At 35.0% G+C, this 22,316-nt stretch carries 23 protein-coding genes and 2 pseudogenes; 16 read left to right on the top strand and 9 right to left on the bottom strand.

The features are described 5' to 3' along the window. Positions 1-11 precede the first annotated feature (11 nt). The 3 genes from MHI10_RS13545 to MHI10_RS13535 all read right to left on the bottom strand — a co-directional run bounded on the left by MHI10_RS13545 (position 12) and on the right by MHI10_RS13535 (position 1,457). The gene (locus MHI10_RS13545; protein WP_340786187.1) at positions 12-773 is read right to left on the bottom strand and encodes a MerR family transcriptional regulator; all 762 of its coding nucleotides are present in this window, start codon (positions 771-773) and stop codon (positions 12-14) included. A 19-nt stretch (positions 774-792) separates the two neighbouring features. Beyond that, complete coding sequence (locus tag MHI10_RS13540) at positions 793-1,125, bottom strand: DUF4870 domain-containing protein (RefSeq protein WP_340786185.1); 333 nt, start codon at positions 1,123-1,125, stop codon at positions 793-795. Positions 1,126-1,253: 128 nt separating this feature from the next. Beyond that, complete coding sequence (locus MHI10_RS13535) at positions 1,254-1,457, bottom strand: hypothetical protein (protein ID WP_340786183.1); 204 nt, start codon at positions 1,455-1,457, stop codon at positions 1,254-1,256. 141 nt (positions 1,458-1,598) lie between these two features. On the opposite strand from MHI10_RS13535, the gene MHI10_RS13530 reads away from it, so the two are divergent. From MHI10_RS13530 to MHI10_RS13505, 6 genes are all read left to right on the top strand, one after another. Continuing rightward, entirely contained in the window at positions 1,599-2,015 is a 417-nt protein-coding gene (locus MHI10_RS13530) for a hypothetical protein (RefSeq protein ID WP_340786181.1), read from the top strand. Positions 2,016-2,389: 374 nt separating this feature from the next. After that, the gene (locus MHI10_RS13525) at positions 2,390-2,929 is read left to right on the top strand and encodes an RNA polymerase sigma factor (protein WP_340786178.1); all 540 of its coding nucleotides are present in this window, start codon (positions 2,390-2,392) and stop codon (positions 2,927-2,929) included. Then, positions 2,919-3,815 carry a stage II sporulation protein P gene (gene spoIIP, locus MHI10_RS13520; protein WP_340786175.1) on the top strand — a complete coding sequence of 299 codons (897 nt, stop codon included), beginning with the start codon at positions 2,919-2,921 and terminating at the stop codon, positions 3,813-3,815. The genes MHI10_RS13525 and spoIIP overlap by 11 nt, the downstream gene beginning before the upstream one ends. 326 nt (positions 3,816-4,141) lie before the next feature. Next, positions 4,142-4,663, top strand: coding sequence for a GNAT family N-acetyltransferase (locus tag MHI10_RS13515; RefSeq protein WP_340786172.1), 522 nt, complete (start codon positions 4,142-4,144; stop codon positions 4,661-4,663). A 404-nt stretch (positions 4,664-5,067) separates the two neighbouring features. Next, positions 5,068-5,610, top strand: a complete 543-nt coding sequence (locus MHI10_RS13510; RefSeq protein WP_340786170.1) for an RNA polymerase sigma factor — start codon at positions 5,068-5,070, stop codon at positions 5,608-5,610. After that, positions 5,600-6,766: a zf-HC2 domain-containing protein gene (locus MHI10_RS13505; RefSeq protein WP_340786168.1), complete on the top strand. Its 1,167-nt coding sequence runs from the start codon at positions 5,600-5,602 to the stop codon at positions 6,764-6,766. The genes MHI10_RS13510 and MHI10_RS13505 overlap by 11 nt, the downstream gene beginning before the upstream one ends. Positions 6,767-6,821: 55 nt before the next feature. Here the strand turns inward: MHI10_RS13505 and MHI10_RS13500 are convergent, their stop codons facing one another. Further along, entirely contained in the window at positions 6,822-7,139 is a 318-nt protein-coding gene (locus MHI10_RS13500) for a hypothetical protein (protein ID WP_340786167.1), read from the bottom strand. Positions 7,140-7,247: 108 nt separating this feature from the next. Next, on the bottom strand, positions 7,248-7,955 hold the full coding sequence (locus MHI10_RS13495; protein WP_340786166.1) for a DNA alkylation repair protein: 708 nt from the start codon (positions 7,953-7,955) through the stop codon (positions 7,248-7,250). A 141-nt stretch (positions 7,956-8,096) separates the two neighbouring features. On the opposite strand from MHI10_RS13495, the gene MHI10_RS13490 reads away from it, so the two are divergent. The 3 genes from MHI10_RS13490 (at position 8,097) to MHI10_RS13480 (ending at position 10,625) form a co-directional block, all read left to right on the top strand. Further along, complete coding sequence (locus MHI10_RS13490) at positions 8,097-8,561, top strand: CotD family spore coat protein (protein WP_340786164.1); 465 nt, start codon at positions 8,097-8,099, stop codon at positions 8,559-8,561. 467 nt (positions 8,562-9,028) lie between these two features. After that, positions 9,029-10,111 (top strand): type III polyketide synthase, encoded by a 1,083-nt coding sequence (locus MHI10_RS13485; RefSeq protein ID WP_340786159.1) that lies wholly within the window; start codon positions 9,029-9,031, stop codon positions 10,109-10,111. A 1-nt stretch (position 10,112) separates the two neighbouring features. Next, positions 10,113-10,625, top strand: a complete 513-nt coding sequence (locus MHI10_RS13480) for an isoprenylcysteine carboxyl methyltransferase family protein (RefSeq protein WP_340786157.1) — start codon at positions 10,113-10,115, stop codon at positions 10,623-10,625. A 42-nt stretch (positions 10,626-10,667) separates the two neighbouring features. Here MHI10_RS13480 and MHI10_RS13475 read toward each other — a convergent pair whose 3' ends face one another. Together MHI10_RS13475 and MHI10_RS13470 are read right to left on the bottom strand one after the other, a co-directional pair. Further along, a complete protein-coding gene (locus MHI10_RS13475; RefSeq protein WP_340786155.1) occupies positions 10,668-11,303 on the bottom strand; it encodes a pentapeptide repeat-containing protein in 636 nt (211 codons plus the stop codon). Positions 11,304-11,479: 176 nt separating this feature from the next. Continuing rightward, entirely contained in the window at positions 11,480-11,860 is a 381-nt protein-coding gene (locus MHI10_RS13470; RefSeq protein WP_340786153.1) for a rhodanese-like domain-containing protein, read from the bottom strand. A gap of 152 nt (positions 11,861-12,012) precedes the next feature. Here MHI10_RS13470 and MHI10_RS13465 point away from each other — a divergent pair, with 152 nt between their 5' ends. The 6 genes and pseudogenes from MHI10_RS13465 (at position 12,013) to MHI10_RS13440 (ending at position 18,962) form a co-directional block, all read left to right on the top strand. Continuing rightward, on the top strand, positions 12,013-12,792 hold the full coding sequence (locus MHI10_RS13465) for a lipoate--protein ligase family protein (RefSeq protein ID WP_340789240.1): 780 nt from the start codon (positions 12,013-12,015) through the stop codon (positions 12,790-12,792). A 253-nt stretch (positions 12,793-13,045) separates the two neighbouring features. Continuing rightward, positions 13,046-14,476 (top strand): annotated as a pseudogene (locus MHI10_RS13460) (vitamin B12-dependent ribonucleotide reductase); the annotation flags it as partial. A gap of 207 nt (positions 14,477-14,683) precedes the next feature. Then, positions 14,684-15,619, top strand: coding sequence for a restriction endonuclease (locus MHI10_RS13455; RefSeq protein WP_340786150.1), 936 nt, complete (start codon positions 14,684-14,686; stop codon positions 15,617-15,619). Between the two features lie 63 nt (positions 15,620-15,682). After that, positions 15,683-16,819 (top strand): annotated as a pseudogene (locus tag MHI10_RS13450) (hypothetical protein); the annotation flags it as partial. Between the two features lie 350 nt (positions 16,820-17,169). Beyond that, positions 17,170-17,919 carry a phosphotransferase family protein gene (locus MHI10_RS13445; RefSeq protein ID WP_340786148.1) on the top strand — a complete coding sequence of 250 codons (750 nt, stop codon included), beginning with the start codon at positions 17,170-17,172 and terminating at the stop codon, positions 17,917-17,919. A 635-nt stretch (positions 17,920-18,554) separates the two neighbouring features. Then, complete coding sequence (locus tag MHI10_RS13440) at positions 18,555-18,962, top strand: GNAT family N-acetyltransferase (protein ID WP_340786145.1); 408 nt, start codon at positions 18,555-18,557, stop codon at positions 18,960-18,962. Positions 18,963-20,215: 1,253 nt separating this feature from the next. Here MHI10_RS13440 and MHI10_RS13435 read toward each other — a convergent pair. Beyond that, the gene (locus MHI10_RS13435; RefSeq protein ID WP_340786142.1) at positions 20,216-20,761 is read right to left on the bottom strand and encodes a multicopper oxidase domain-containing protein; all 546 of its coding nucleotides are present in this window, start codon (positions 20,759-20,761) and stop codon (positions 20,216-20,218) included. Then, entirely contained in the window at positions 20,710-21,111 is a 402-nt protein-coding gene (locus MHI10_RS13430) for a multicopper oxidase domain-containing protein (protein ID WP_340786139.1), read from the bottom strand. The genes MHI10_RS13435 and MHI10_RS13430 overlap by 52 nt, the downstream gene beginning before the upstream one ends. 319 nt (positions 21,112-21,430) lie before the next feature. Between MHI10_RS13430 and MHI10_RS13425 the strand changes: the two genes are divergently transcribed. Continuing rightward, the gene (locus tag MHI10_RS13425) at positions 21,431-22,180 is read left to right on the top strand and encodes a hypothetical protein (protein ID WP_340786137.1); all 750 of its coding nucleotides are present in this window, start codon (positions 21,431-21,433) and stop codon (positions 22,178-22,180) included. Positions 22,181-22,316: the final 136 nt, after the last annotated feature.

Below are 22,316 nucleotides of genomic sequence, written 5' to 3'. Positions count from 1 at the left end.
AAAAAGGGCAGTCAAATAGGTTTTTTATCTCGGCGATACGCAATAGCTTGTTTTATGAACTTTTGCTCATCTTCGGTAAAAGGACTAGGGAATGCCAATGATTGTGCTGATGGTAAATTTTCTTTAATCGAATTTAATTTTCCCTTTGCCGTTTCATCCATTAATTTTAGTAATAATTCGATTGTTTCTTGAGCTTCTTTTGAGGAAGGATTGGCGTTAGTAGAAACTAACCGTTTAATTTTAGTCAGTATGTTATTCCACTTTTTATCTAAATCGATTTCCTCTTGTTTAGTAATTTCCAATAATGAATCAGTAATATCCTTAGAAAAATGCTCTTGAAGCCATCTTTCATTATCTTCTTTAAATATTAACTTTTGTAGCATTGAGCAAAACACATTTACATTAATGATTTCCTCATTTTCTGTTATATTAATGAGGTGATTTAAATTAGTTACAATTTGGTTAATCTCAAGTTTTTTCGCTTCAAATAAATCCTTTTGAAAAGTTAAAGATTTAATAAAAACTTCACTTTCAACATTAGGTTCTTCTAATATATCTTTAATCTCTTTGAGTGGGAAACCTATAAACTTTAAAGCTTTAATTTTTTGTAATAAAGTTAAATCTTCCTTTGAATATAATCTATGTCCACCCTCTGTATAATCACTTGGTTTCAGCAACTCTAAACTGTCATAATATCGAAGAGTTCTGATATTTACACCAGATTTTTGAACTAATTCTCCAATAGTAAATAGATTTTTATCCAATATTATCACCTCGTAGAACATCTTCATTTTATACTTTAAAATATTTAATCACCGGGTAAGAGAACTTTTTCCCCTTTAATGTATAAATCGTAGCAACTAATATTAATATAGTTTCCAAAATAATAAGTGAAAAAGATAGAACAGAAACCACACTTATTTTTTTAGATACAAAAGATAATATTAGGAAAACCGGAAAGAAAGTGAAATGAAGATTCATCCCTTCTTTTGCGTGATTAGTAAAATAATCATTTCTACCCTTTGATAAGAAATATACTAATATCGGTAAAATGAAAGTTAATAAAAGTGAAAACAAATGCATTAAACATGCTAATACCCTGTTTAATAAACTTTCCTTTTTCATAAAATTCCCCTCCAGTTGAATAAATTATTTGGTAACTAAATTCATTATAAAAGGTGACGTGACTGGAGGTTCAAGTATAAAAGTAAAAGTTTATATGTGGAATTTTTAATCTTAGCTTTTGTATTCACCTACTCCTTCGATTGAAAATCACTTTCTAACTCTTTCTCAATTTCATCATCACTTACCGGAATGATTACCTTTTGCGTTTCCTCACGCATTATTAAAGATTGTCCAATCACTGATTTATCAATTGCGTGTTTAACAGCGAAATAAATAACGAAATATAGGATGATGAAAATTACAGCCATACTTCTTATTTGTTCAGAATCCATGAATAGTACCCCTCTCCCTTCTGATGACTTGTTGGATTTTACATTACATACCAATTTTAACAAAGTCCAGTTATAATGAAAGTATTAAAAATTCAATATGGTTTTATGTAGGGTACTAACTACTAAAGAGGTGACTTGAAAATGAAGTTGAGAGTGTTATTTGATATTTTTCTTATACTTACTTTGACAGCTTGTTCATCAATGAAACAAACCTATATTGCGGATGAGGTGATCTTCTACGGCGAGGGAACATATTGGAATGTCAAATATATATACAATCCTGAACTGTATGAGGATAAAAGAGTAAATTGGGTTGAAATGGAATTGAAAGATTTAGAACTATCACAAGATGAACTGTCTACTATTGACATTGAATTTGAAGGTAGAGACGGGGTAATAACAGGGAATGTTGGGGATATGATAACAAAAATTAATGAGAATGTTATCACATTTTTAGTTGGTACTGTTAATACTGAAACATATAAAGAGGATGAATATAAAATCACGATAAAATTTAAAAATCAACAAGATGTTATAAGAATGCGGTTATTGCACTAACGTATAGAGGGAAATCCCGTCGCAAAAGATTATAGAAATTATGGGGACCTGAAAAATGGACTGAACAAATAATTACGACAAAAAGGAACTTTATTACGGATGTTTTTTATAAAACAGGAGAAGAGTAAAGTTGTTCAACTGTGTGAAAGCGTGCTGAAACCATATGGTGGACGACTATTTGAAGGGTTTTCTTTAGGGGAAAGTAATACTTAATCCTATGGAGTTATGATGGAACGAGAAATATTAGTGTGGATATTTGAATTCGCTTAAAAAGTAGAGTAATAGTTACTCTGCTTTTTTAAATGTAAAGTTTTGTAACCTTTGAAGCGCTTCAAACGAATAATAAGTGAATGCAAAAAGGAGAGGAGAGAAATATGGTTGATTTAGATAACTTAGAAGACAGTATCAGTCAAATTTACAATCGATACTATTTGGATGTGTATAGGTTTCTTATTTGTTTTTCGGGAAATCCAAATGATGCTGAGGATTATACGCAAGAAGTGTTTATTCGTGTTCTGAATAATTTATCTAAATTTAATGGAAGTAAGAATTTGAAAACTTGGATTTTTTCCATCGCAAAACACGTTGCTGTTGACCATTATCGAAAAAAGAAATTTATAACCTTTTTTAAAGATAGCTTTTTTCAACAAATGGCATCAATTGATCAAGAGCCACATGAACTAATCGAACATATTGAGATGAAAAGAGATATTCATGAGGCAATTTCAAAATTGAAGCCACATTATAGAGCCGTTGTAATATTAAGAGGGATCAATGAGTTTTCAATAAAAGAAACGTCCGAAGTGCTTCAATGTAGTGAATCAAAAGTTAAAGTAGATTATCATCGCGCTTTAAAAGAACTTAGAAAAAGATTAAATAGAGACTTAGGGGAGGTTGAAAGAAGTGCATTCTGATGAGGAAATTATTGAACTTATTAAAGAAAACTATCCTTTAAAACCTCGTGAAGAATTTGTTATTCGTGCAGAAGAAAAATTAAAGCAGAAAGCAAGGGGGAAAAATAGAAGAATGAAGGTTAAACAATCATCATTTGCTTTCATCGGATTGCTATTATGCGCTTTTGCTATATCATCGATTTTCTTTATAAGCAGTAAAGAGGTAGACGTTATGAATGTTACTTCTTTTGGAGAAGGAAATAAACCCGCTTTAATTAATGAAGAAGCAACCTTGGTTTATATATACCATACACATAATGAGGAAACATTCGTTCCAAACAATAATCTAAATGAACCTTTTGAAGCATTTCACAATACTGAAAACATTAGTCTTATAGGTGAGAGGCTGGCTCAAGAATTAATGGATAGAAATATTAACACGATTCATGATAAAAGCGATATTAGTGGAATAGTGAGGAAACGTGGTCTTTCTTTTAATCAATCATATACGGTCTCAAGAGAATTTCTAAATGATGCTTTGGAAAAAAAACCAAACATTAAAATGGCATTGGATATACACAGAGATTCAGCTAAAAAAGATGTTACAACCTTGAATCTAAAAGGGGAAAATTATGCGAAGGTTGCATTTATCGTATCAGATTCAAGTTCTAACTTTATAGAAAATCAGAAATTTGCACAACTTCTTCACAAAAAAATGGAAGAGAAATATCCAGGTTTATCAAGAGGAGTAGTAGTTAAAACGACGGGTAATTCCTACAATCAAGATATTCTAGAAGAGTCCGTATTATTGAATATTGGTGGAGTTGATAATAAGTGGGAAGAAGCATATAAGTCAGTAGAAGCGCTTGCTGAAGTAATTCAAGAGATCATTGAAATGGAAAATTAACTGAGTAATGTAGGGGAGATTCTTTCAAATGAATTTAATATTTAAAAACGCTAATAATAGGTATTACACGTTCGTGTTGTAATGCCTTTTTCTAATTAAACTAACGTAACAGGTTAGCAGAAAATTATCGTTCTAATATTGGGATAATTTACATTATGTTAATGGGATGATAAACTTTAGTAACCATTTAATATTGGATTGCAAATTATGATGCTTCCTTTATTTTGGATTAAATGTAATAGGAGTAGCTGCCAATAACATATACCTATTTTTAAATTTGTTTTTGTCTATAAAATGACGTACAAAATTATGATAGGAGTGTACGAATGATCGAATTAAACACAGAAAGACTTAGATTAATTCCACTGAGTGCAGAAAATCTAAGATTATTAATTGATAATCCAAAGCAAATGGAACTAAGGTTATCTATACTTGAATCAGGTAGATTTCTTAGTACCGAACTTAAACAAGCTATGGAAGTAAGACTTTCAAAGTTGTTAGATGATGAAGGAAATTATATATGGTATACCAATTGGTTAATCGTCTCAAAAGATAAAAACTGTAGTGTTGGGGGAATAATGTTAAAAGGTCTTCCAAATGAAAATGGAGAAGTAGTAATAGGTTACTATACTCACCCTGAATATCAAGGAAACGGCTACATGACGGAAACTATTAATAGTATGAAAAACTGGTTGTTAAATCAGCCCGGTGTTATGTATGTTATTGCTGATACGGATAAAGATAATATTCCATCGCACAGGGTTTTAGAAAAAACAGGTGCGGAGATGTATAAAAAAACAAATGAATTATACTTTTGGAAATTTGTCAGAAATGAACTCCGTGAATAAATAAAAAATAGGGGCTGCCACCAAAAGTCATTTCAATAATTCTTGGTGGCAGCCCCTTCATAAAATATCACCTTTAACTAACCAGAGCTTGAATAGAATAGTTGTATTCAAGAATAATCAAATTTTACTTTATAGGTAAATAACGATAGACATGTAAAACCTCGTATTTTGAACAGCCATTGTTCATAATAATACGAGGTTTGTTTTTATATTGAAAAGGAGGATTGCTGGAGAATTTCAACATCTGCTGAATTAAGTTAGATCGTCTACGTGTTATAGGATGTTGGCAGTTTAGCTATTAATTGAGGGAAATGGGCTATTAAAACGGAAGATTTAAAATAAATTTAATAATGTTTGAGAGGAAATTAAATTTTATTCGTTATAGTAGTAGGGAGGTGAATCCGATGGAGATGGATGAAGTGATTACACGAGTAAAGAACGGTGAAAATCATTACTTTGCTCATATTATTAATTATTATGAGCAGAAGGTTTTTACAACTGTTATCAGAATTATACGTAATCATGCTGCTGCAGAAGATATTGTACAAGATATTTTTATAAAAGTATTTTATAGCCTACATAAATATGAAAAAACAGGTTCATTTAATGCTTGGCTTTATCGAATTGTGGTCAATTATTGTTTCGATTATTTACGAAAACATAAGCATCAAACGATAGAGATTGAGAGTGAGATAACAGATAGTCGTTATCCTGAAAAAATATTGTTGTTACGTGAAAGAAATGAGGAACTAGAACAACTTCTTCAACAGCTAGATAAAGCGGATTACATGGTATTGCTACTGAAATATGTTAATGGACTAAGTTACGATGAGATAAGTGAGGTACTTCAAATTACTTTAAATGATGTTCGTAACAAGTTACATCGTAGTAAAAGAAAATTAAGGTCAATCGCAATGACAAAAGGGGGTTACTTTAATGAAATGTGATTTGAACGTGTTGGAAGATTATGTAGAAGGTTTTTTAGAAGCAAAGGAGCAACAAAAAATAGAGAATCATTTACGTTACTGTAAAAATTGTCAAAATGAATATAAGCAACTAGTAAATGAACAAAAGAATTTATTTGCGCAGCTCAATACACCAATGCTGACACATAGTCAATCGGATGCTATTATGCAACGTATTCAAATGGATACAAAGCGTAAAAAGACTTGGCATACTTTAAAAATTTCTGTAATTAGTGCAGCTGTTATTATGTTAAGTTTCACTCTTTATTATTGGAATCAAACACCGAATGAAATGACACAGCCGATTGAGGAACCAATAGCATTAGGAGAAACGAATAGTAGTACACAAGTAAAGCAAGCAGTAGAAGAACCAATTTTAAATTATAGCGAACCATTCTTAGATGTTGCTATTGATGAGGTTGTCGAAAATGGGGAAAATATCGATATTCATTATCGAGTTAAATTTAAAGAACCATACCAGCAAGATCAAGATAACTTATATAAGCATCTTTTAAATAAATACCAATATATAGAAGTGGCGAATATACCTAGAGTTGTTGAAGCGCAAGATGATTTTTTCGGTAAAGTAAGGTCAAAAGTTCAATTTGCAATTCGAGATGAAACAGGAAATCTAATTTTAGCTACTTTCAAAACTAAAGAAGGTGAACAACCAATGATTCCAGAGTACTCCTCTAGTGGTGGGGGTACAGATATATTGGGCGAAATGATTTACACGACATCCGTCCCAAAGTATACGAAACCTGCAACGTTTGAAGTACTTCAAATGGAAGCTTCTATATTCGATTTATTTGAGGTGGAAGTCAATCCAACACAGTTACAGCCATTTCAATTTCATAACGTAACTTATACAATTGATTCATTAGAAATCAAACAAGATATATTCCATATAACAATTTCTACAGAGGGTAAGCCAGAAGTACTGGTTTCTAATTGGAATATGGAGTGGGATAATCGTTTGATTGGTTTTAATAATGCGACGAAAAATTATATTAATAATCGCACAGTTTATAAATTGGAATTTGAAAATTTCACAGAAGTTCCAGATAGTTTTAAATTAATTCCAACAACTATAAAGGTAAAAAATCGAGTTAATCCAATTGTATTGAAGTTAGATTGATTAGACGACTCTCACCGCAATGTTCACAAGGTGAGAGTTTTTTTGCACCAGTTATTTAAACTGAGGATTCATGTTGCCTCCACCTTTTATAATTATAGAAAAATTGAATGCTAAATCCGATAACCGTCATGAGCAGTAAGAATAGCAAATAACGAAAACTTAAAAGTGAAGCGGCATATAAACTGACGAATGCCACGATTAAAATGGGGAAAGTGTAAAGCGTTCGAATCATTTTCCTACGATAGGAGAGTCCGAAATAATTAAAAGTAAAACCACGATCAACCTTTTCCTTATTTTTATAAATGTTCGTAAAAATAAATGTTACGATGAGCGCAACGACAATTGGCATAATGGTCAATTGGATGATATCCATTTAATCCCTCCCTTATTTTTATTCTATCATAATTTATTCTCCAACTATCCCTAAAAAACTCCAGTAAAAAGCATGTTGAATTTCACCTATTCAACATGCTCTTTGACGTTAACATCTTACATATTTCCGCTTAAAACCAATCCGCCCTCTATCTATCTCTTTCTGAATATTTTCATAGGCATGTACAAAATTACTTTTTTTATTGTCCTTTTTAATTTCAACGGGACCAACAGCCTGTGCGATTTCCATTGCCTTTTCATGAAGAGGTAAGAACGAAACACTTGTTGTATAGAGGAAATTATTCATCGCAGATTTCGTACGCTCTGGCGCATTATGAATCGAATTTTGAACGGTTTCAAGCATACCTAACAGTTTTTGCTCTGAAAATTCATGGTCTTTGCGGTTCCCTAACAGCCAGCAGTAGCAACTCCAACCAGCAGACATTTTTAATTCATCACCGCTTGCAATCCATTCATCCGCGATTTCTTGTGCAAGATCTGATTCAGCTAATGTTACAGCAACGACATAATCCGATAGCATATAAAAATAGGCACCGTTAATCCAACGCTCAAAATCATCCTTTGTCATAGCTTTGGCGTCCGCAATAACTCCTGCAAAGTACATCGCATCATAATTGCCCGTAGCATAAAGTTCTTCCGCTAGGGCTTGATTTTTTTTGAGCGGTTTAGCGAGCGGTTTCATCGCACCCGTCGCAACGCCAAAAAGTGGTTCAGATGCGCCGTTCGATTGGTACATTTTTTTCGAGCGCTCCTTACCTAAAGCCTCTAATTCTTGCATAACTGTTTGTAAATTCATCTGTTGCCACATCCTATTCTTCTCAAAAATTCATCCTTCAACAAATCGTACCATCAAACGTATAGGCATACAAATAGTTCACTTGTTTTCAATTTCATATATTAATAATGTAACAAAACTCATGAAGAAGGAGGGCGTTAAATGAATAATGGTAATTGGTTCAATCAATTTGATATGATGAATGAACAATTCTCTCAAAATTTCCCGCAACAACAAATGCAGATGGGGATGCCGATGCAAATGGGAATGCCGATGCCGATGCAAATGGGGATGCCAATGGAAATGGGAATGCAGATGCCAATGCCATCACAACAACCAATGATGCTTCCAACACAATCGGGTCCTACTCAGTTCGCGGATCCGCGCATAGCACCAACTCAACAATATGAACAAATTAATATGACAACTGAGGTAGTTCCGCATGTTTTACCATCACATTTGACTACTATTAACAGACATATGATCAATCATCAATATCATTTCCCACATACTGAATCTTGCGTGAATGAATGCTGTGAAACGCATACAATGTGCGGGACACCATTTAGACCGCAAATGCAAATGCATACATGTAATTGCAAATGCGGAAAATCAAGAGGTTGCTAATAATCAAATAAAGCATTCATCAATGGGCATTTCTTGTCTGTTGATGCGAGATAAATAAAGCAAACAAACCCTCTAGCTATTCCATATCGGAATGGTTAGGGGGATTTTGATTGCAAATGGATTGAATTCACTTCATCAAGAACATTTAGGGAAGCGTTATATTTTTCACGTGCATTTAATATATTGGTAGAAATGCAGTATATCAATTACGCCTCGGCTAAATTAAATCCAGATTTTTTTCGAGGGCCCACAGGACGTGGGTCAGTCAGCCGTTGTCACACGATGTGACGTCTTTAGGCTGACTTCCTTTTTAAAACTCCTCTAAAAAATCTGTGACATCCGCCTGGGCATTAACTTGATTCAGCTGGGGGTAAAACTCCACTAAATTAAGGTGATACTTGGAATTCATCCTGCACTCATATAGAAGTAGGGATTACTGCTGAATAAAGTTAAAAGGGGACATGACCTTGCCAAAAATAGCTTCTGTCGGTACATATACACCGCCTTTTTCATTGGCACAATCGAATATTCAACAATTAACGAAAGAGCTCTTTCAACAGCAAATGCCTAAAATTGATCGGTTGCTTAATGTTTTTGTGAACGGTGAAATTGAAACGCGTCAATTTTGTGTGCCACCTGAATGGTATCGGGAAGAGCATACATTTGAGGACCGCAATGAACGATATATCGAACTAGCCGTTGCATATAGCGTGGAAGTCATTCAAAAATGTTTGACGAATCCAGCATTTTTACAAACTGCGATTGCTACGGAGGATATTGATGCCGTCATTTTTGTTAGTAGTACAGGTATTTCAACGCCAAGTATTGATGCGCGTGTCATGAACATCCTACCGTTTTCAGATGAAGTCGTGCGCTTGCCGATTTGGGGACTTGGCTGTGCTGGGGGAGCCGCGGGGGTGAGTCGTGCCTTTGATTATTGCAAAGCGTATCCAAAAGCGAAAGTACTTGTCGTTTGTATTGAGTTATGTAGTTTAACTTTCCAAAAAGATGATTATTCAAAAAGTAATATCGTCGGGGCATCCTTGTTTGCAGACGGCGCGGCTTGTGTTCTCATTTGTGGAGATAGGGTCGAACTAGAACAGGACAAGTCAGTACCGCATATTATTGGTCGAAAATCAAAATGGATGCCAAATTCAGAGGATGTCATGGGCTGGGAAGTGAAAGAAGGGGGCTTGCATGTCGTATTTGCAAAAAGCATTCCGGATATTATTTCTACATGGCTTGGTCCGTTTATTCATCGATTTTTAAGTGATTATGACATTCAACCAGAACAAATTGATCATTTTGTTGCACATCCTGGCGGTAAAAAAGTGCTGCATGCATATGAGGAGGCATTGCAGTTAGACAGCATACACACTGCCATTTCCCGAAATATTTTAAAACATCACGGCAATATGTCGTCGCCAACCGTCTTATATGTGCTCGAACAATTTATGTTAAATGAAAAAGCAGCAAACACACTCGGATTATTAGTTGCACTAGGTCCGGGCTTTAGCGGTGAGGCGGTTTTACTGGAATGGAGGGATTGATGTGGTATTTGCAATCATTGTTACATTCGTCATCTTGCAAAGGTTAGTGGAACTTGTTGTGGCGAAACGCAATGAAAAAACGATGCTGGCAAAAGGAGCGTATGAAGTAGGGGCTTCCCATTATCCTTACATGATTTTATTGCATAGTAGTTTTTTTGTCTGTCTCATTATCGAAGTGATGTATAGTAACGCGTTATGGACGCCAAATTACTTGTTGCTAGGTGTTTTCCTATTTTTACAGCTTATGAGAATTTGGTGCCTTACATCATTAAAGTCGTTCTGGAATACGAAAATCATCATTTTACCTGGGGCAATGCTTGTCAAAAAAGGTCCATATGCATTTATACCGCATCCTAATTACGCTGTCGTCTGTCTTGAAATTTTAGTGCTGCCACTCATGTTCCAAGCGTATTTTACCGTCGTTTGTTTCACATTATTAAATTTTGTTATGCTTGCTGTGCGGATTCCGGTAGAGGAAAAAGCTTTAAAGGAAGCGACGAAAATAAAAATATAAAAGAAGCCGATTGGAGTGGTAAGTACTCCAATCGGCTTCCTTTTAGTGTTTAACAATCAACCCCATAAGTGAGGCGAGTAGTGCTGCTTGCTGTGCAGAAACGGTGCAACCTTTTAATGAATTGAGGCCAACCGTTAACGTTTCAAATGTGCATGAACTTAAATCAACTTTCGCAAGTTTCGTTTCTTCGAGATTTGCTTCGTTAATATTGCATTGTTCAAATTCAATGCTTTTAAAGGTACAATCATAAAAATCAGTTTGTTTAAGCTCGCATTCGACAAATCGGACTTTATCGAATTTGGACTGTGAAAAAACAGATAAGTTGCCGATACACTGTTCAAATGTTACATTGCCAAAGCGGACATCTGTAAAGTTGACGCCAAGTAATTTACAATTTTTGAAGTGGACACGATGTATATTAGAGCCGTCCAAGTGAACGTTTGATAAGTCGCAGTTTTCAAACGTAACATCCAGAAAATCTGCTTTTGAAAAGCTCGATCCGATTAAATTTGAATTTTTAATATGGGCAGTGGAAATACGTATGTGATCCAGTTGTTCACTTTCGAATTCATCGTCAATTATTTGGCAATCATATAGCTCCAACTCTTCTTCCAATTGCACATCATGGAAGGAATGCTTTGGTAAGTTATTTGCGGTTTTTGGCGCGGCGATTTTCATGTAATTAACCATCCTTTATCTTTAATTTTGTCCAACTTTACTAGAAGTTAGTTGTTCGACCTTTAACGGCGGCCTTTATATAGAAGAAACTCCAATTTAGGGGGTGTTCATGGAATTGTCATAAAACAAGTTAAGAAGAAAGCCCCCTATAAAAATAGGGAGCTGGATTTTCGAATTTATTTTGCTTTTACTTTACCTGTCCAAGTTTTGAAGCCGCCTTGTAATTGATAAATTTGAGTGTAGCCCTTTTTCTTTAAAGACAACGCTGCACGCGCGCTACGGCCTGAATTTTGGCAGTATAGGTAGACCGGTAAATCTGGACGAATTTCTTTATGGCGTGTCCCAAACTGTGTTGTCGGAATGTTACGGGCACCTAAAATATGTCCTGCCTCGAATTCTTTCGGCTCACGTAAGTCGATTAATTGTGCTTTTCGATAGCCTTTAATAAATTCTTCTTGTGTTAAATTTGTTACAGCTTTTTTTAAGCGATATGAATTGATTACTACATAAATAATAATTATCGCTAAAACGGCTAAAATGGAATAAAGTATTGTCACTGCTATATTGCCCCTTTCGTTCTCTATGTCTATTATAAGAGATGTATTTCAGTTAGTCGAGTCAGTTTGCAAAATATATGAATTGAAGGTGAAAGATTTTGAAAAAACAATGGAGTTTTATCAATTCAGGTCCGTGCAGTCCGAGTTTTAATATGGCATTAGATGAAGCGTTATTAGATTGGCATAGTGAGGGAAGTATGCCACCAATCATCCGTTTTTATGAATGGAACCCTGCGACTTTATCGATCGGTTATTTTCAACAAGCAGAACGTGATATTAATTTGCAGGCAGTGAAGGAACAAAATTTAGGTTTTGTTCGTCGGCCAACAGGTGGACGAGCTGTTTTACATGATCAAGAACTTACATATTCCATTATTGTTTCTGAAAATTATCCGAATATGCCTGAAACGGTTACAGAAGCGTATCGCGTATTAAGTGAGGGGTTACTACTTGGATTTAGAAAATTAGGTTTAGACGCTTATTTTAGTATTCCAGAGACGCAAGAAGGCTTAGCAGATTTAAAAAAACCAAAAAGTGCGGTTTGTTTTGATGCGCCAAGTTGGTATGAATTGGTTGTCGAAGGGAAAAAAGTTGCTGGGAGTGCGCAAACTCGCCAAAAGGATGTTATACTTCAACATGGTGCAATTTTAATAGAGCTTGATGAAGAATTATTGTTATCACTATTTAATTTTACATCGCCTGAAGCAAAAGAAAAAATGCGTTTGAAATTGCCCGAGAAGGCGGTTGCGATGAATCGATTAGCAACAACACCTTTTACAATTGAACAGTGTGTGAACGCGTTCTCAGAAGGGTTTGAAGAGGCGCTGGACATTGAATTAGTTCCATATGAATTAACGACGGAGCAACTTCAATATGTCAAACAATTAGAGCAATCTAAATACTTGACAGATGAATGGAACTTTAAAAAATAGGTTGCGAACACTTGTTTTATTTTTTGTAAAATTATTTTTAACGCGGGAAACGTTGATATTATTGAGGTTTAAGAAATTTTAAAAAATCAACCCCTTGATTGAAATAAATTTATATTGTAATCTTTTTTAAGGAAATAAAAGAAAATCAACATATAGATTCCGAACGAAGAATCAAACACAATATATTGTGTTTGATTTTGATTTTTGTTGGGAATAAATAATTTAGAGTAATTTTCAAAAGGAGGCTTCATTGATGGCAAGTGTACTAGAGCAAACCATCCAAATTAATCAGCTAAATCAAGATATCGAACAATTCCCCCAGGTGCATCCAATTACATCTGATATGCATATTACGCATAAAGGGGTATCACGTCTTGTCATGATTGACCGTTATTCTTTTAAAGATACGGAAAAGAAAACGTTAAAAGCAGGAGATTTTGTCGTATTAACGGTAAAACAAGATCCGAAATTCCCTGCACGTGGCCTTGGGATTATACAATCGATTGACCATGAAAACAAGACAGCCTCGATTATGATTGAAGCCGATTATCGCCATGTATTGGATGAGAGCGAGCAAGCAACGGGTATCATTGTACGTTCATTAGATATTATCGAAAAGCCTTTAGAAATCTACTACGAGCAAATTGCAAAACGTAATGCAACAGGTTTAGCATCTGTAGAAAAGACAGAAGAGAAACGTCAAGAATGGTTTGAAAAATTTTATGAGCAGCTTGTAAGCCTAAAATTTATTCCAGCTGGACGTGTTATTTATGGAGCAGGTTCTGAAACAGAAGTAACATTCTTTAACTGTTATGTAATGCCATTTGTAGCGGATTCCCGTGAAGGCATTAGTGATCACCGTAAGCAAGTAATGGAAATTATGAGTCGCGGTGGCGGTGTTGGTACGAACGGTTCAACGCTTCGTCCACGCAACACATTAGCGCGCGGTGTAAATGGTAAATCATCTGGTTCAGTTAGCTGGTTAGATGATATTGCTAAGTTGACTCATCTTGTAGAACAAGGTGGAAGTCGCCGTGGAGCTCAAATGATTATGTTAGCCGATTGGCACCCAGATATCGTGGAATTTATTATTTCAAAAATGCAAAACCCACGTATTTTACGTTATTTAATTGAAAATACAGCGGATGAATCCATTATCCGTTTAGCAAAAGAAAAGCTGAAATTCAAGCCATTAACGCAGCAAGAAGATGCAATGTACCAAGGAATTGTCAACTTTAAAAATATCGAAGGATTCGGTGGCTTTAACGCGGCAATTATCCGTGATGCAGAATCAAAATTACGCGATGGTGGTACGTATACTGTACACAATCCAGAGTTTTTAACAGGTGCGAATATTTCGGTGACATTAACGAAAGAATTTATGGCCGCAGTTGAAAATGATGAAGATTTCCCATTACGCTTCCCGGATGTGGCAAATTACACACCAGAGCAAATGAAAGATTACAATGAGAAATGGCATGAAGTAGGCGATGTTCGTGAATGGGAGAAGCTCGGCTATCCTGTTCGTACGGACCGCACAATTAAAGCAAAAGAACTTTGGAACTTAGTAAATGTATGTGCGACATATGCTGCTGAGCCAGGTATTTTCTTCATCGACAATGCGAATGATATGACCAATGCACGAAGCTACGGTCAACAAGTAGTTGCAACGAATCCGTGTGGTGGAGTTCGCCTCACGTTAAAGATCGCGGGATAAAGCGGGGAAGCTGAGATGCCAATCCGAACCGAAGACAAATTGTAAAGTTTTTGTCAGGGGCAACGCATAGATAGTGAACCTCACCATTTGAGACTATAACCTATCCACGAGACCGCGACATTACACAACCATATTTAAAGCTTATAACAAATTCATTCTAAAGAGGTGAATAGTTTGGGTAATAGAGGCTATGCAGGTTACTATAGGGATATTTATTTAAGAAGCTCATATGAGTACGCATATGCAATATACCTTGATTATTTCGAAATAGAATGGCGATATGAAGTTATGGTTTTAGATATTGGATATAAATTGTATAAACCTGATTTTTTTCTAATTAATCCAGACCGCACAATTAAAAAGATAATAGAAGTTAAATCCAGAAATCTTCAAGCAATTAAAAATGCAGAAAAAGACTTACAAGTAGTCGAAGATAAATTTGGCTATGAATGGGAAATTGTTTCTTATAAAGAATTAATGTACCTTTACAAAGAATTACCATTTTCACTTAATTCAGTGATTACAAAATGGATAAATTCTGATAAAACTACGATTAATAAAGCTGCCTTTGGAAATAAAAATGGACATTTTAATATGAAACACAGTGATGAAACTAAAATAAGAATTGGTAAGCATACAAAAAAACTGTGGCAAACAGATAGTCCATCTAGGCGAAGCATGATCGAAGGTTTAAAGAAAAGTGGAATAAAGAAAGGTTATATACGGGTTCACCGAGAAACTAGAACTTGTATTCTTTGTAAAAGCTCATTCATTACATTAGCTACATCGACGAAACAATATTGTAGTCGAAAATGCTCTGGGAAAGTAGCCATAAAAAGTGCTACCGAATCGTATGTTAGCAAACGGTCTGCATTGCATGAAGAAGTAAAAAAGTTAGTGATTGCATGGTCAGTAAATAATAAAGAAATATTATTGAATGCTCCATACAATCGAGTTAAAACTACTATTGCTCCATTGATACATGAAATTGAAATGAACTATGGTATTAAAGATTTTAGGGTCATTTCGAAGGCGGTTTTCGGAAAAGATTGTGGTAGAAAAGAATTATTAAGGTTTATGAAAAAAGTGTGTAATGAAAATGTATGCTGAACTTGCACGAATTGAAGTGTAAGAACTAGGGGATAAAAAGCCTCTAGGATAACAAAAATTTTGGAACAACCATTAGCACCATATTCAGTTTGTAACTTAGCTGCGGTAAATTTAGCGCAGTTTGCAAATAAAGAAACAAAAACAGTTGATTATGAAGCGTTACGTCAAACGGTTAAAGTCGGCGTGCGCATGCAAGATAACGTAATTGACGCAACACCGTACTTCTTAGAAGATAATAAAAAGCAAGCACTTGGTGAACGCCGTGTAGGTCTTGGTGTTATGGGACTTGCCGATTTACTTATTTACTGTGAAAAAGAATACGGTTCAGATGAGGGCAATGCACTTGTCGACGAAATCTTTAAAACAATTGCAATTGCTGCATATGAACAATCGATTGAGCTTGGAAAAGAGCGCGGTAGCTTCCCATTCTTGCAAGGCGCAACGGATGCAGAAACAGCTCGTTTACGCGAAGCCTTTACAAACACAGGCTTCATGAAAAAAATGCCGGAGCACATTCGTGAAGGCGTGATCGCAAATGGTATCCGTAACTCACACTTATTAACAGTTGCTCCTACGGGGTCTACTGGGACAATGGTCGGAGTTGCAACAGGATTAGAGCCTTACTTCAGTTTCACTTACTACCGTTCAGGTCGCTTAGGTAAGTTTATCGAAGTAAAAGCGGAAATCGTGAAAGAATATTTAGAAGCAAACCCAGGTGTAGATGAAAATAATTTACCAAACTGGTTTAAAGCTTCAATGGAATTATCAGCAGAAGCACATGCCGATGTTCAATGTATTATCCAAAACTGGATTGACTCATCAATTTCGAAAACGGTGAATGCGCCAAAAGGTTATACAGTAGAGCAAGTGCAAAATGTGTACGAGCGCTTATATAAAGGTGGAGCAAAAGGTGGTACAGTTTACGTGGACGGTTCACGTGATTCACAAGTACTAACGTTAAAAGCCGAAGAAGCGAACTCGGATGAGCAAATGGAATTTGAAGAGTTAAAGCAAGAAGAAGTAGTAGTAAAGCGTCAAGTTGTATTAGTAGATACAATTAAACCACTGGCAGATACAGATGTAACAATCGGTTCTGAAGTAGGAAACACATGTCCAGTATGCCGTCAAGGTACGGTAGAGGAAATGGGCGGCTGTAACACATGTACAAACTGTGGTGCGCAGCTGAAATGTGGATTATAAAATAAATTCGCAACGTTTATAAAAAATGTGATGAGACACCCTTTTAGATGAACTTTATCTAAAAGGGTGTTTTTTTGACCAAAAGAGCAAGAAGATGGCTAAATTTAGAAAGATGAATCAATAACATTAAAGCTTTTATTCCCAATGTAGCTTGTAATAAAGATTGATTATTTATAATAAAGAACGATAATTTGTAATAAAGTTTGATTAAAATCATCAAGCCCCTGTAAATTTCTTAGATAATTGTCGATTCTTTATTGGATATTTATGTTAATGTAACTATAACGATTGTGAAGAAATGCACTTAAACTAACAGGGTAGTTTATTTAAAAATGTAGGGAGAGAAGCCAATGATTTTAGGTAATCCAATAGCAAGAGGAAATACTGCGAAAATTTATCTTTCCGATAACAAAATAGTAAAAGTTTATAACGATTTTTTGCCAGATACAGAATCTATAAATGAAGCAAAAAAACAAAAATATGCCTACTCATGTGGACTTTCTGTACCCAAGATTTTAGAGGTTACTAAGATAAACGGAGAACAAGCAATCATAATGGAATATGTTAAGGGAGAAACATTAGGAGATTTAATGTTGAAAGATAAAGAAAAGGCAGAATACTACATGGATATTTCAGTCGAAATGCAACTTGAAATTCATAGCATTATTCCAGATTCAATCGAACTAATGTATGAAAAATTACACCGTCAAATTGAAACTGCGAATAAATTAAATAAAAGACAAAAATCTTATTTATTAAAGAAATTGGATTCATTTACATACGAGAATAGGCTCTGTCATGGTGACTTTCATTTATTTAATTTGATTATGACAGATAACAAAGTGGTAGTTATAGATTGGGTTGATTCGAGTGCAGGTGATATTCGTGCTGATATATATCGGACCTATCTTTTATATTCTCAATTTTCGTCCGAATTAGCTGATATGTATTTGCGACTTTATTGTGAAAAGAGTGGACTTGTAAGGTCTGAGGTTTTTCATTGGGCTCCTATCATTGCAGGTGCAAGATTATCTGAGAGTGTCTCATCGGAGAATTCAGAACGACTTATGGAGATTATAAATCGCTACTTCCCATTATAGTATGACAACACTATGTGCGTAATATCACTTAAACGAACGGGAGTTTTAGTGAAAGATCGTTGAGTTGCTTACGCAGTTGACCTAAAGGGGGTAGTGTATTTTGACAAGGCTATAATGAATAGTGAAGTTAACGCCCTGTAATTTATGGTGTAGTTTTCACTATTAACCGTATTAGATAAAAGAAGTATGGAGGGGAAAAAATGCTGTTGTATTGGTATGTCGTGTTATGGTTATGGGTTTTATTAGCTTTATCAATTGTATTTACGGGGTATGCTTTAAAAAAGGTCTCGTGGAAATTAATGATTGCTGCTGTTATTTGCTCTATTCCCAATACATTTTTCGTCTTATTTGTTGAATTAGAAAAAATAATGTACCTATTGTTGGTCTGGTTTATTGTTCAATTGGTATTATTGTATTCTCTCTATAAAAAGCGTTTTTAATTAAAGAATAGGGCGCTATTGTTTAATAAGCACCTCTTTGTTCTTGTTGAACTAGCGGAGTGCTTTAGCAAAATATGGCCATCATTTTGATGGTCAATTTATTATGTTCAAAACATTAAGTTGATCTCAGATATGCATTGTGAAATGTTACACTTAAACTAAGTGGGCAGTTTAATACAAGAGGGGACGTATTTTATGAAAGAAATTAAATCGATATCTATTCAACCTAATATAAGGGAACTTTTATCCTTCGCAACCTCTGAAAAGAATGTCGAGAAAGAATATGAATTATATATGCAATCTCCAGTAAGAGAGTTATATGGATATGACCTTGAAACTGAGTTTGCTGGTTGTATTGGTATAGAATTTTTTAGTCCAAAGAGTTGTGAAATAAAACATATCGCAGTATCTCCAAATCATAGAGGAATGGGTATTGGGAGTAAAATGATTAGCTATATTTTGGGGAAATATTCTTTGTCTTTTATGTTTGCTGAAACCGATAAAGATGCTGTGAATTTTTATGAAAATTATGGATTTGAGATAACGAGTTTAGGTGAAAAATATCCAGGTGTGGAACGATTTCGATGTATTTTAAATATTTAATAGGATTAAGTCATCTTTCCCCCCATGAAAGAACGTAATAATCTTTCATTTTCTGTGGTGAAGCGGTGAATTATGCGTTTCATGGATGGCTAACGCGGGTTTTAATTGAATATTCGCATCCCGAAATAATCAAACATCTTTATAAAAACCAAACTATATATGTTGAACATATGAAACCAGCATCCTATTAAAATGAAAATCTGACTAAGAATACGTCGCCTCCCACGGCAGCGACGCACTCGATTGAGGAAGATTTTTTAGAACGGAAAACTTTATACCGGGCTGGCCTTGCACAAAGCACACAGATGAGTCGTACAGATTTGTGTAACAAAGCTGTGCGCCTCATGTGCTTAGCCAGCCTAATCTAGCAAATACTTTATTAGAAGTTTTATTGAAATATTTACATTATAAGGATAGAATCTTTTGTTTAACTTATATAAATAAAGAAACCAACTGTTTTGATCAAACTTTGTTTCAAAATAGTGGGTTTCTTTCTGCATAAAATCAGAGCGTTTGCAACTTACTTTTAATCGAACTGTATTAAAAAGCTACACTTAAATGAGTAATTTTATAGAAAGGTTAATGAATTTTGTACAACTACAAATTTGGTAGTTGTTGTATAATTATGGGTGTTATTCTCTTTAGCGGTCACTACCGTTTCATATTTTACTAGGGGATTTTGTAAGTGAAATGAAGAGTAACAGAAGGGGTGTTTCATGAAAATATTCGAGGCAAGTCAACGAACCCCCACTGAGGTAAAGCATTTCAGTAGGGGCTTGAAAACGCCAGTTCAGGTCTTTCCGTCTGAGAGACGAGTGACGCTCTGAGTGACGATTTTCAAATCACTGTTTTTGGTCGGCACTTAACGTACCACTTGCACCACCCTAAGAAGAGCTGTACAAGCCCCGACAAGTCGAGTACACAAGGGATGGTTGACGCACCCACTAGACCGTGCCTAAGCAACGGTTTTACATGTTTTTCACAGGTGCTTGGATATTTTACGTGACAAAGCTTTTTCTTGTCACAACCCCCTCTATCCAGTTATCAAGGAACAACGTATCGTATTATTTTAACACAGAACAAACGTTTCGGCTAACGCCAACCGACATTCATCTCCACCTGAATCGTTGGGCTTTATCCGCAACACGAATCAGGTGGAGTCTTCTGTCGGAGAAAGATAAATTTGATTTTAGAAATCAATAATAAGTTTGTAAACTGGCGTCATGATTCCTTCAAAAGCAACGACATATCATTTAACAATAATCAACCGTCATAAACATTCCCCCTACGCCAGGTGCACCATTATTTGTGACATGGTGTGGCATATGACAATGGAATGGCCAAATCCCGGGATTATTCGCGAGGAAGCTTATATCCCATGTTTCCCCCGAAGCAACAAGAATTGTATTTTTACAAATTTGATTATGCTCAGCAATCGGAAAGCCATCTGCACCAACAACCCGAAACTGATGACCATGTAAATGCATCGGATGGTGGTGCATTTGAATATTGCCAAAACGTACGCGAACGGTATCACCGTATGCTACAAGTAAAGGTTTCGTAAAAGGATAGCATTTTCCGTTGATTGTAAAAAAGTTTGATTCGGGTTTTATAAAAGTAAGGTTATATATTCCTTTTGTTAAATCGCCCCAAGGAAGCGCATCAACAGCCCATTCTTGCAATAAACAAAGATAATCTCGAGTTTTCGGGATGTTTTGCATGTTTGGATCTTCAACAATAAAGCCCCCTAATAGCCCCGCATTATCTTGGACAGCAACGTTGACATGAGAATGATACATATACGTACCGGGGGATTGATAATAGTGTAATGATAATCAAAATAATGCCCTGGTTCAATAAATGGGGAAGGTTCGATTGGAGGGACACCATCCATATTATTAGGTACGATTAAACCGTGCCAATGAACGCTCGTTTTTTCAGGTAAACGATTAATAACGCGAATGCATACATGATCTCCAGGAAAAACCCGAATCGTAGGACCAGGTGTAGAACCGTTATAACCCCATGCTTTAACAAAAATACCATCCACAAGCTCCCACGTTATTTCTTCAGCAATCAAAGTGAAAAATTTTGTTCCATTGTCTTGCGTAATATAAGGTAAATCCTCAATCCCCGGTGTTACTACCATATAAATCCTCCCTCTGTAAAATGATTATTCATGTAACAAATAGAAGAGCTTATTTTCATATTTGACTTGTAACGACACGCAACTGCATTTTACCTACCCCATAATAAACGGAAAACAGACTTATAAATTGTATGTACAGTGAGGGGGTTTATGCTTTGAAGAACTATTGGGGTTTGTTTTGAAAATCAAAGAATTGCTTTTTAGAATCATCCACTAATCAAACACTATTCCATCTGCAAGGTTTGTTTTATTAAAGGTGTAATGGCATTATTAAAATAATTAAGTTCGCTCGACTACTAATATATGAGGGGGATGAATGATGAAATTTGATCATCTAGTATTAAATGTTGATAAAAACTATCAAATGGAAGGGCAATTTGCGCAAAGTATTAGGGAGGCTGGTTTACCTTACAAACCTAAAAAGGGGAAAGGAACAAAAGGTTTTAAAGCGTCTAATATTTGGATTGGTCAAGAGTATTTTGAGATGATTTCTATAAAAAATCAAGACGGTGGGGGATGGAAGAAAGAATGGGTTGAAGCTTACAATAATGGCGAGAGAGGCTTAATTTGTTTAATGCTTGATGTAAAAGATTTGAATCAATTGGTGCAAAAAATTCAATCTAAAAAAATCCCGATATCTCAGCCTGAAAGTATAAAAATTGAATTCTTCTTCAAATTAATTTCAAAAACGATGCCTTGGAGCAATAGTTATTTAGATTTTTTTCAAAATGTACCGATGCAAATCGGCTTTCAACAAATGAATAATGAAAAAACGAGATTAAAATTAGAAAAATATATGGTTCCAAATTCAACAGAAAATAATATAACAGGTATAAGAAGGATTCAAATCTCGGGTCAGTTCACAAAAGTAGATTTTGAAATGTTAATGCTGGTTTTTGATGATATTTTAGTGGAAGAAGGACGATTAACTATTCATTTAGAACATAGCCAAGTGCTAGTCTTTGAACAAGCAACAGAGTTTAATATTCAGGTTGTGTTAAAGAGTGAACAATCGAATTTGCAAAACAAAGATTGCTGGATTGAAAACACACACATTATTAATGGATAAATCAAAATTAAAAATAGCTTGAATAATAACCGTAGTAGGAAAGAAGTTAACTTGGAAAACAACCATGCACAAACAAATAAAAGGGCGATTTTTTTAAGAGTTATTCGCTAAATAATGAAGAAATATTCCGCAATAT

It is taken from the genome of Solibacillus sp. FSL K6-1523 (genome assembly GCF_038005225.1).
Classification (GTDB): Bacteria; Bacillota; Bacilli; order Bacillales_A; family Planococcaceae; genus Solibacillus.
The sequence above is the reverse complement of the archived record's forward strand: the minus strand, read 5'-3'. Positions and strand labels throughout refer to the sequence as shown.

Coding starts and splice junctions, on each gene's coding strand:
- MHI10_RS13525 (WP_340786178.1), top strand. CDS start 2,390: ATGGTTGATTTAGATAACTTAGAAGACAGTATCAGTCAAATTTACAAT.
- MHI10_RS13475 (WP_340786155.1), bottom strand. CDS start 11,303: ATGAAAATCGCCGCGCCAAAAACCGCAAATAACTTACCAAAGCATTCC.
- MHI10_RS13495 (WP_340786166.1), bottom strand. CDS start 7,955: ATGAATTTACAAACAGTTATGCAAGAATTAGAGGCTTTAGGTAAGGAG.
- MHI10_RS13440 (WP_340786145.1), top strand. CDS start 18,555: ATGAAAGAAATTAAATCGATATCTATTCAACCTAATATAAGGGAACTT.
- MHI10_RS13540 (WP_340786185.1), bottom strand. CDS start 1,125: ATGAAAAAGGAAAGTTTATTAAACAGGGTATTAGCATGTTTAATGCAT.
- MHI10_RS13505 (WP_340786168.1), top strand. CDS start 5,600: ATGAAATGTGATTTGAACGTGTTGGAAGATTATGTAGAAGGTTTTTTA.
- MHI10_RS13465 (WP_340789240.1), top strand. CDS start 12,013: ATGGCATTAGATGAAGCGTTATTAGATTGGCATAGTGAGGGAAGTATG.
- MHI10_RS13425 (WP_340786137.1), top strand. CDS start 21,431: ATGAAATTTGATCATCTAGTATTAAATGTTGATAAAAACTATCAAATG.
- MHI10_RS13500 (WP_340786167.1), bottom strand. CDS start 7,139: ATGGATATCATCCAATTGACCATTATGCCAATTGTCGTTGCGCTCATC.
- MHI10_RS13490 (WP_340786164.1), top strand. CDS start 8,097: ATGAATAATGGTAATTGGTTCAATCAATTTGATATGATGAATGAACAA.
- MHI10_RS13530 (WP_340786181.1), top strand. CDS start 1,599: ATGAAGTTGAGAGTGTTATTTGATATTTTTCTTATACTTACTTTGACA.
- MHI10_RS13430 (WP_340786139.1), bottom strand. CDS start 21,111: ATGGTAGTAACACCGGGGATTGAGGATTTACCTTATATTACGCAAGAC.
- MHI10_RS13535 (WP_340786183.1), bottom strand. CDS start 1,457: ATGGATTCTGAACAAATAAGAAGTATGGCTGTAATTTTCATCATCCTA.
- MHI10_RS13445 (WP_340786148.1), top strand. CDS start 17,170: ATGATTTTAGGTAATCCAATAGCAAGAGGAAATACTGCGAAAATTTAT.
- MHI10_RS13435 (WP_340786142.1), bottom strand. CDS start 20,761: ATGTATCATTCTCATGTCAACGTTGCTGTCCAAGATAATGCGGGGCTA.
- MHI10_RS13510 (WP_340786170.1), top strand. CDS start 5,068: ATGGAGATGGATGAAGTGATTACACGAGTAAAGAACGGTGAAAATCAT.
- MHI10_RS13515 (WP_340786172.1), top strand. CDS start 4,142: ATGATCGAATTAAACACAGAAAGACTTAGATTAATTCCACTGAGTGCA.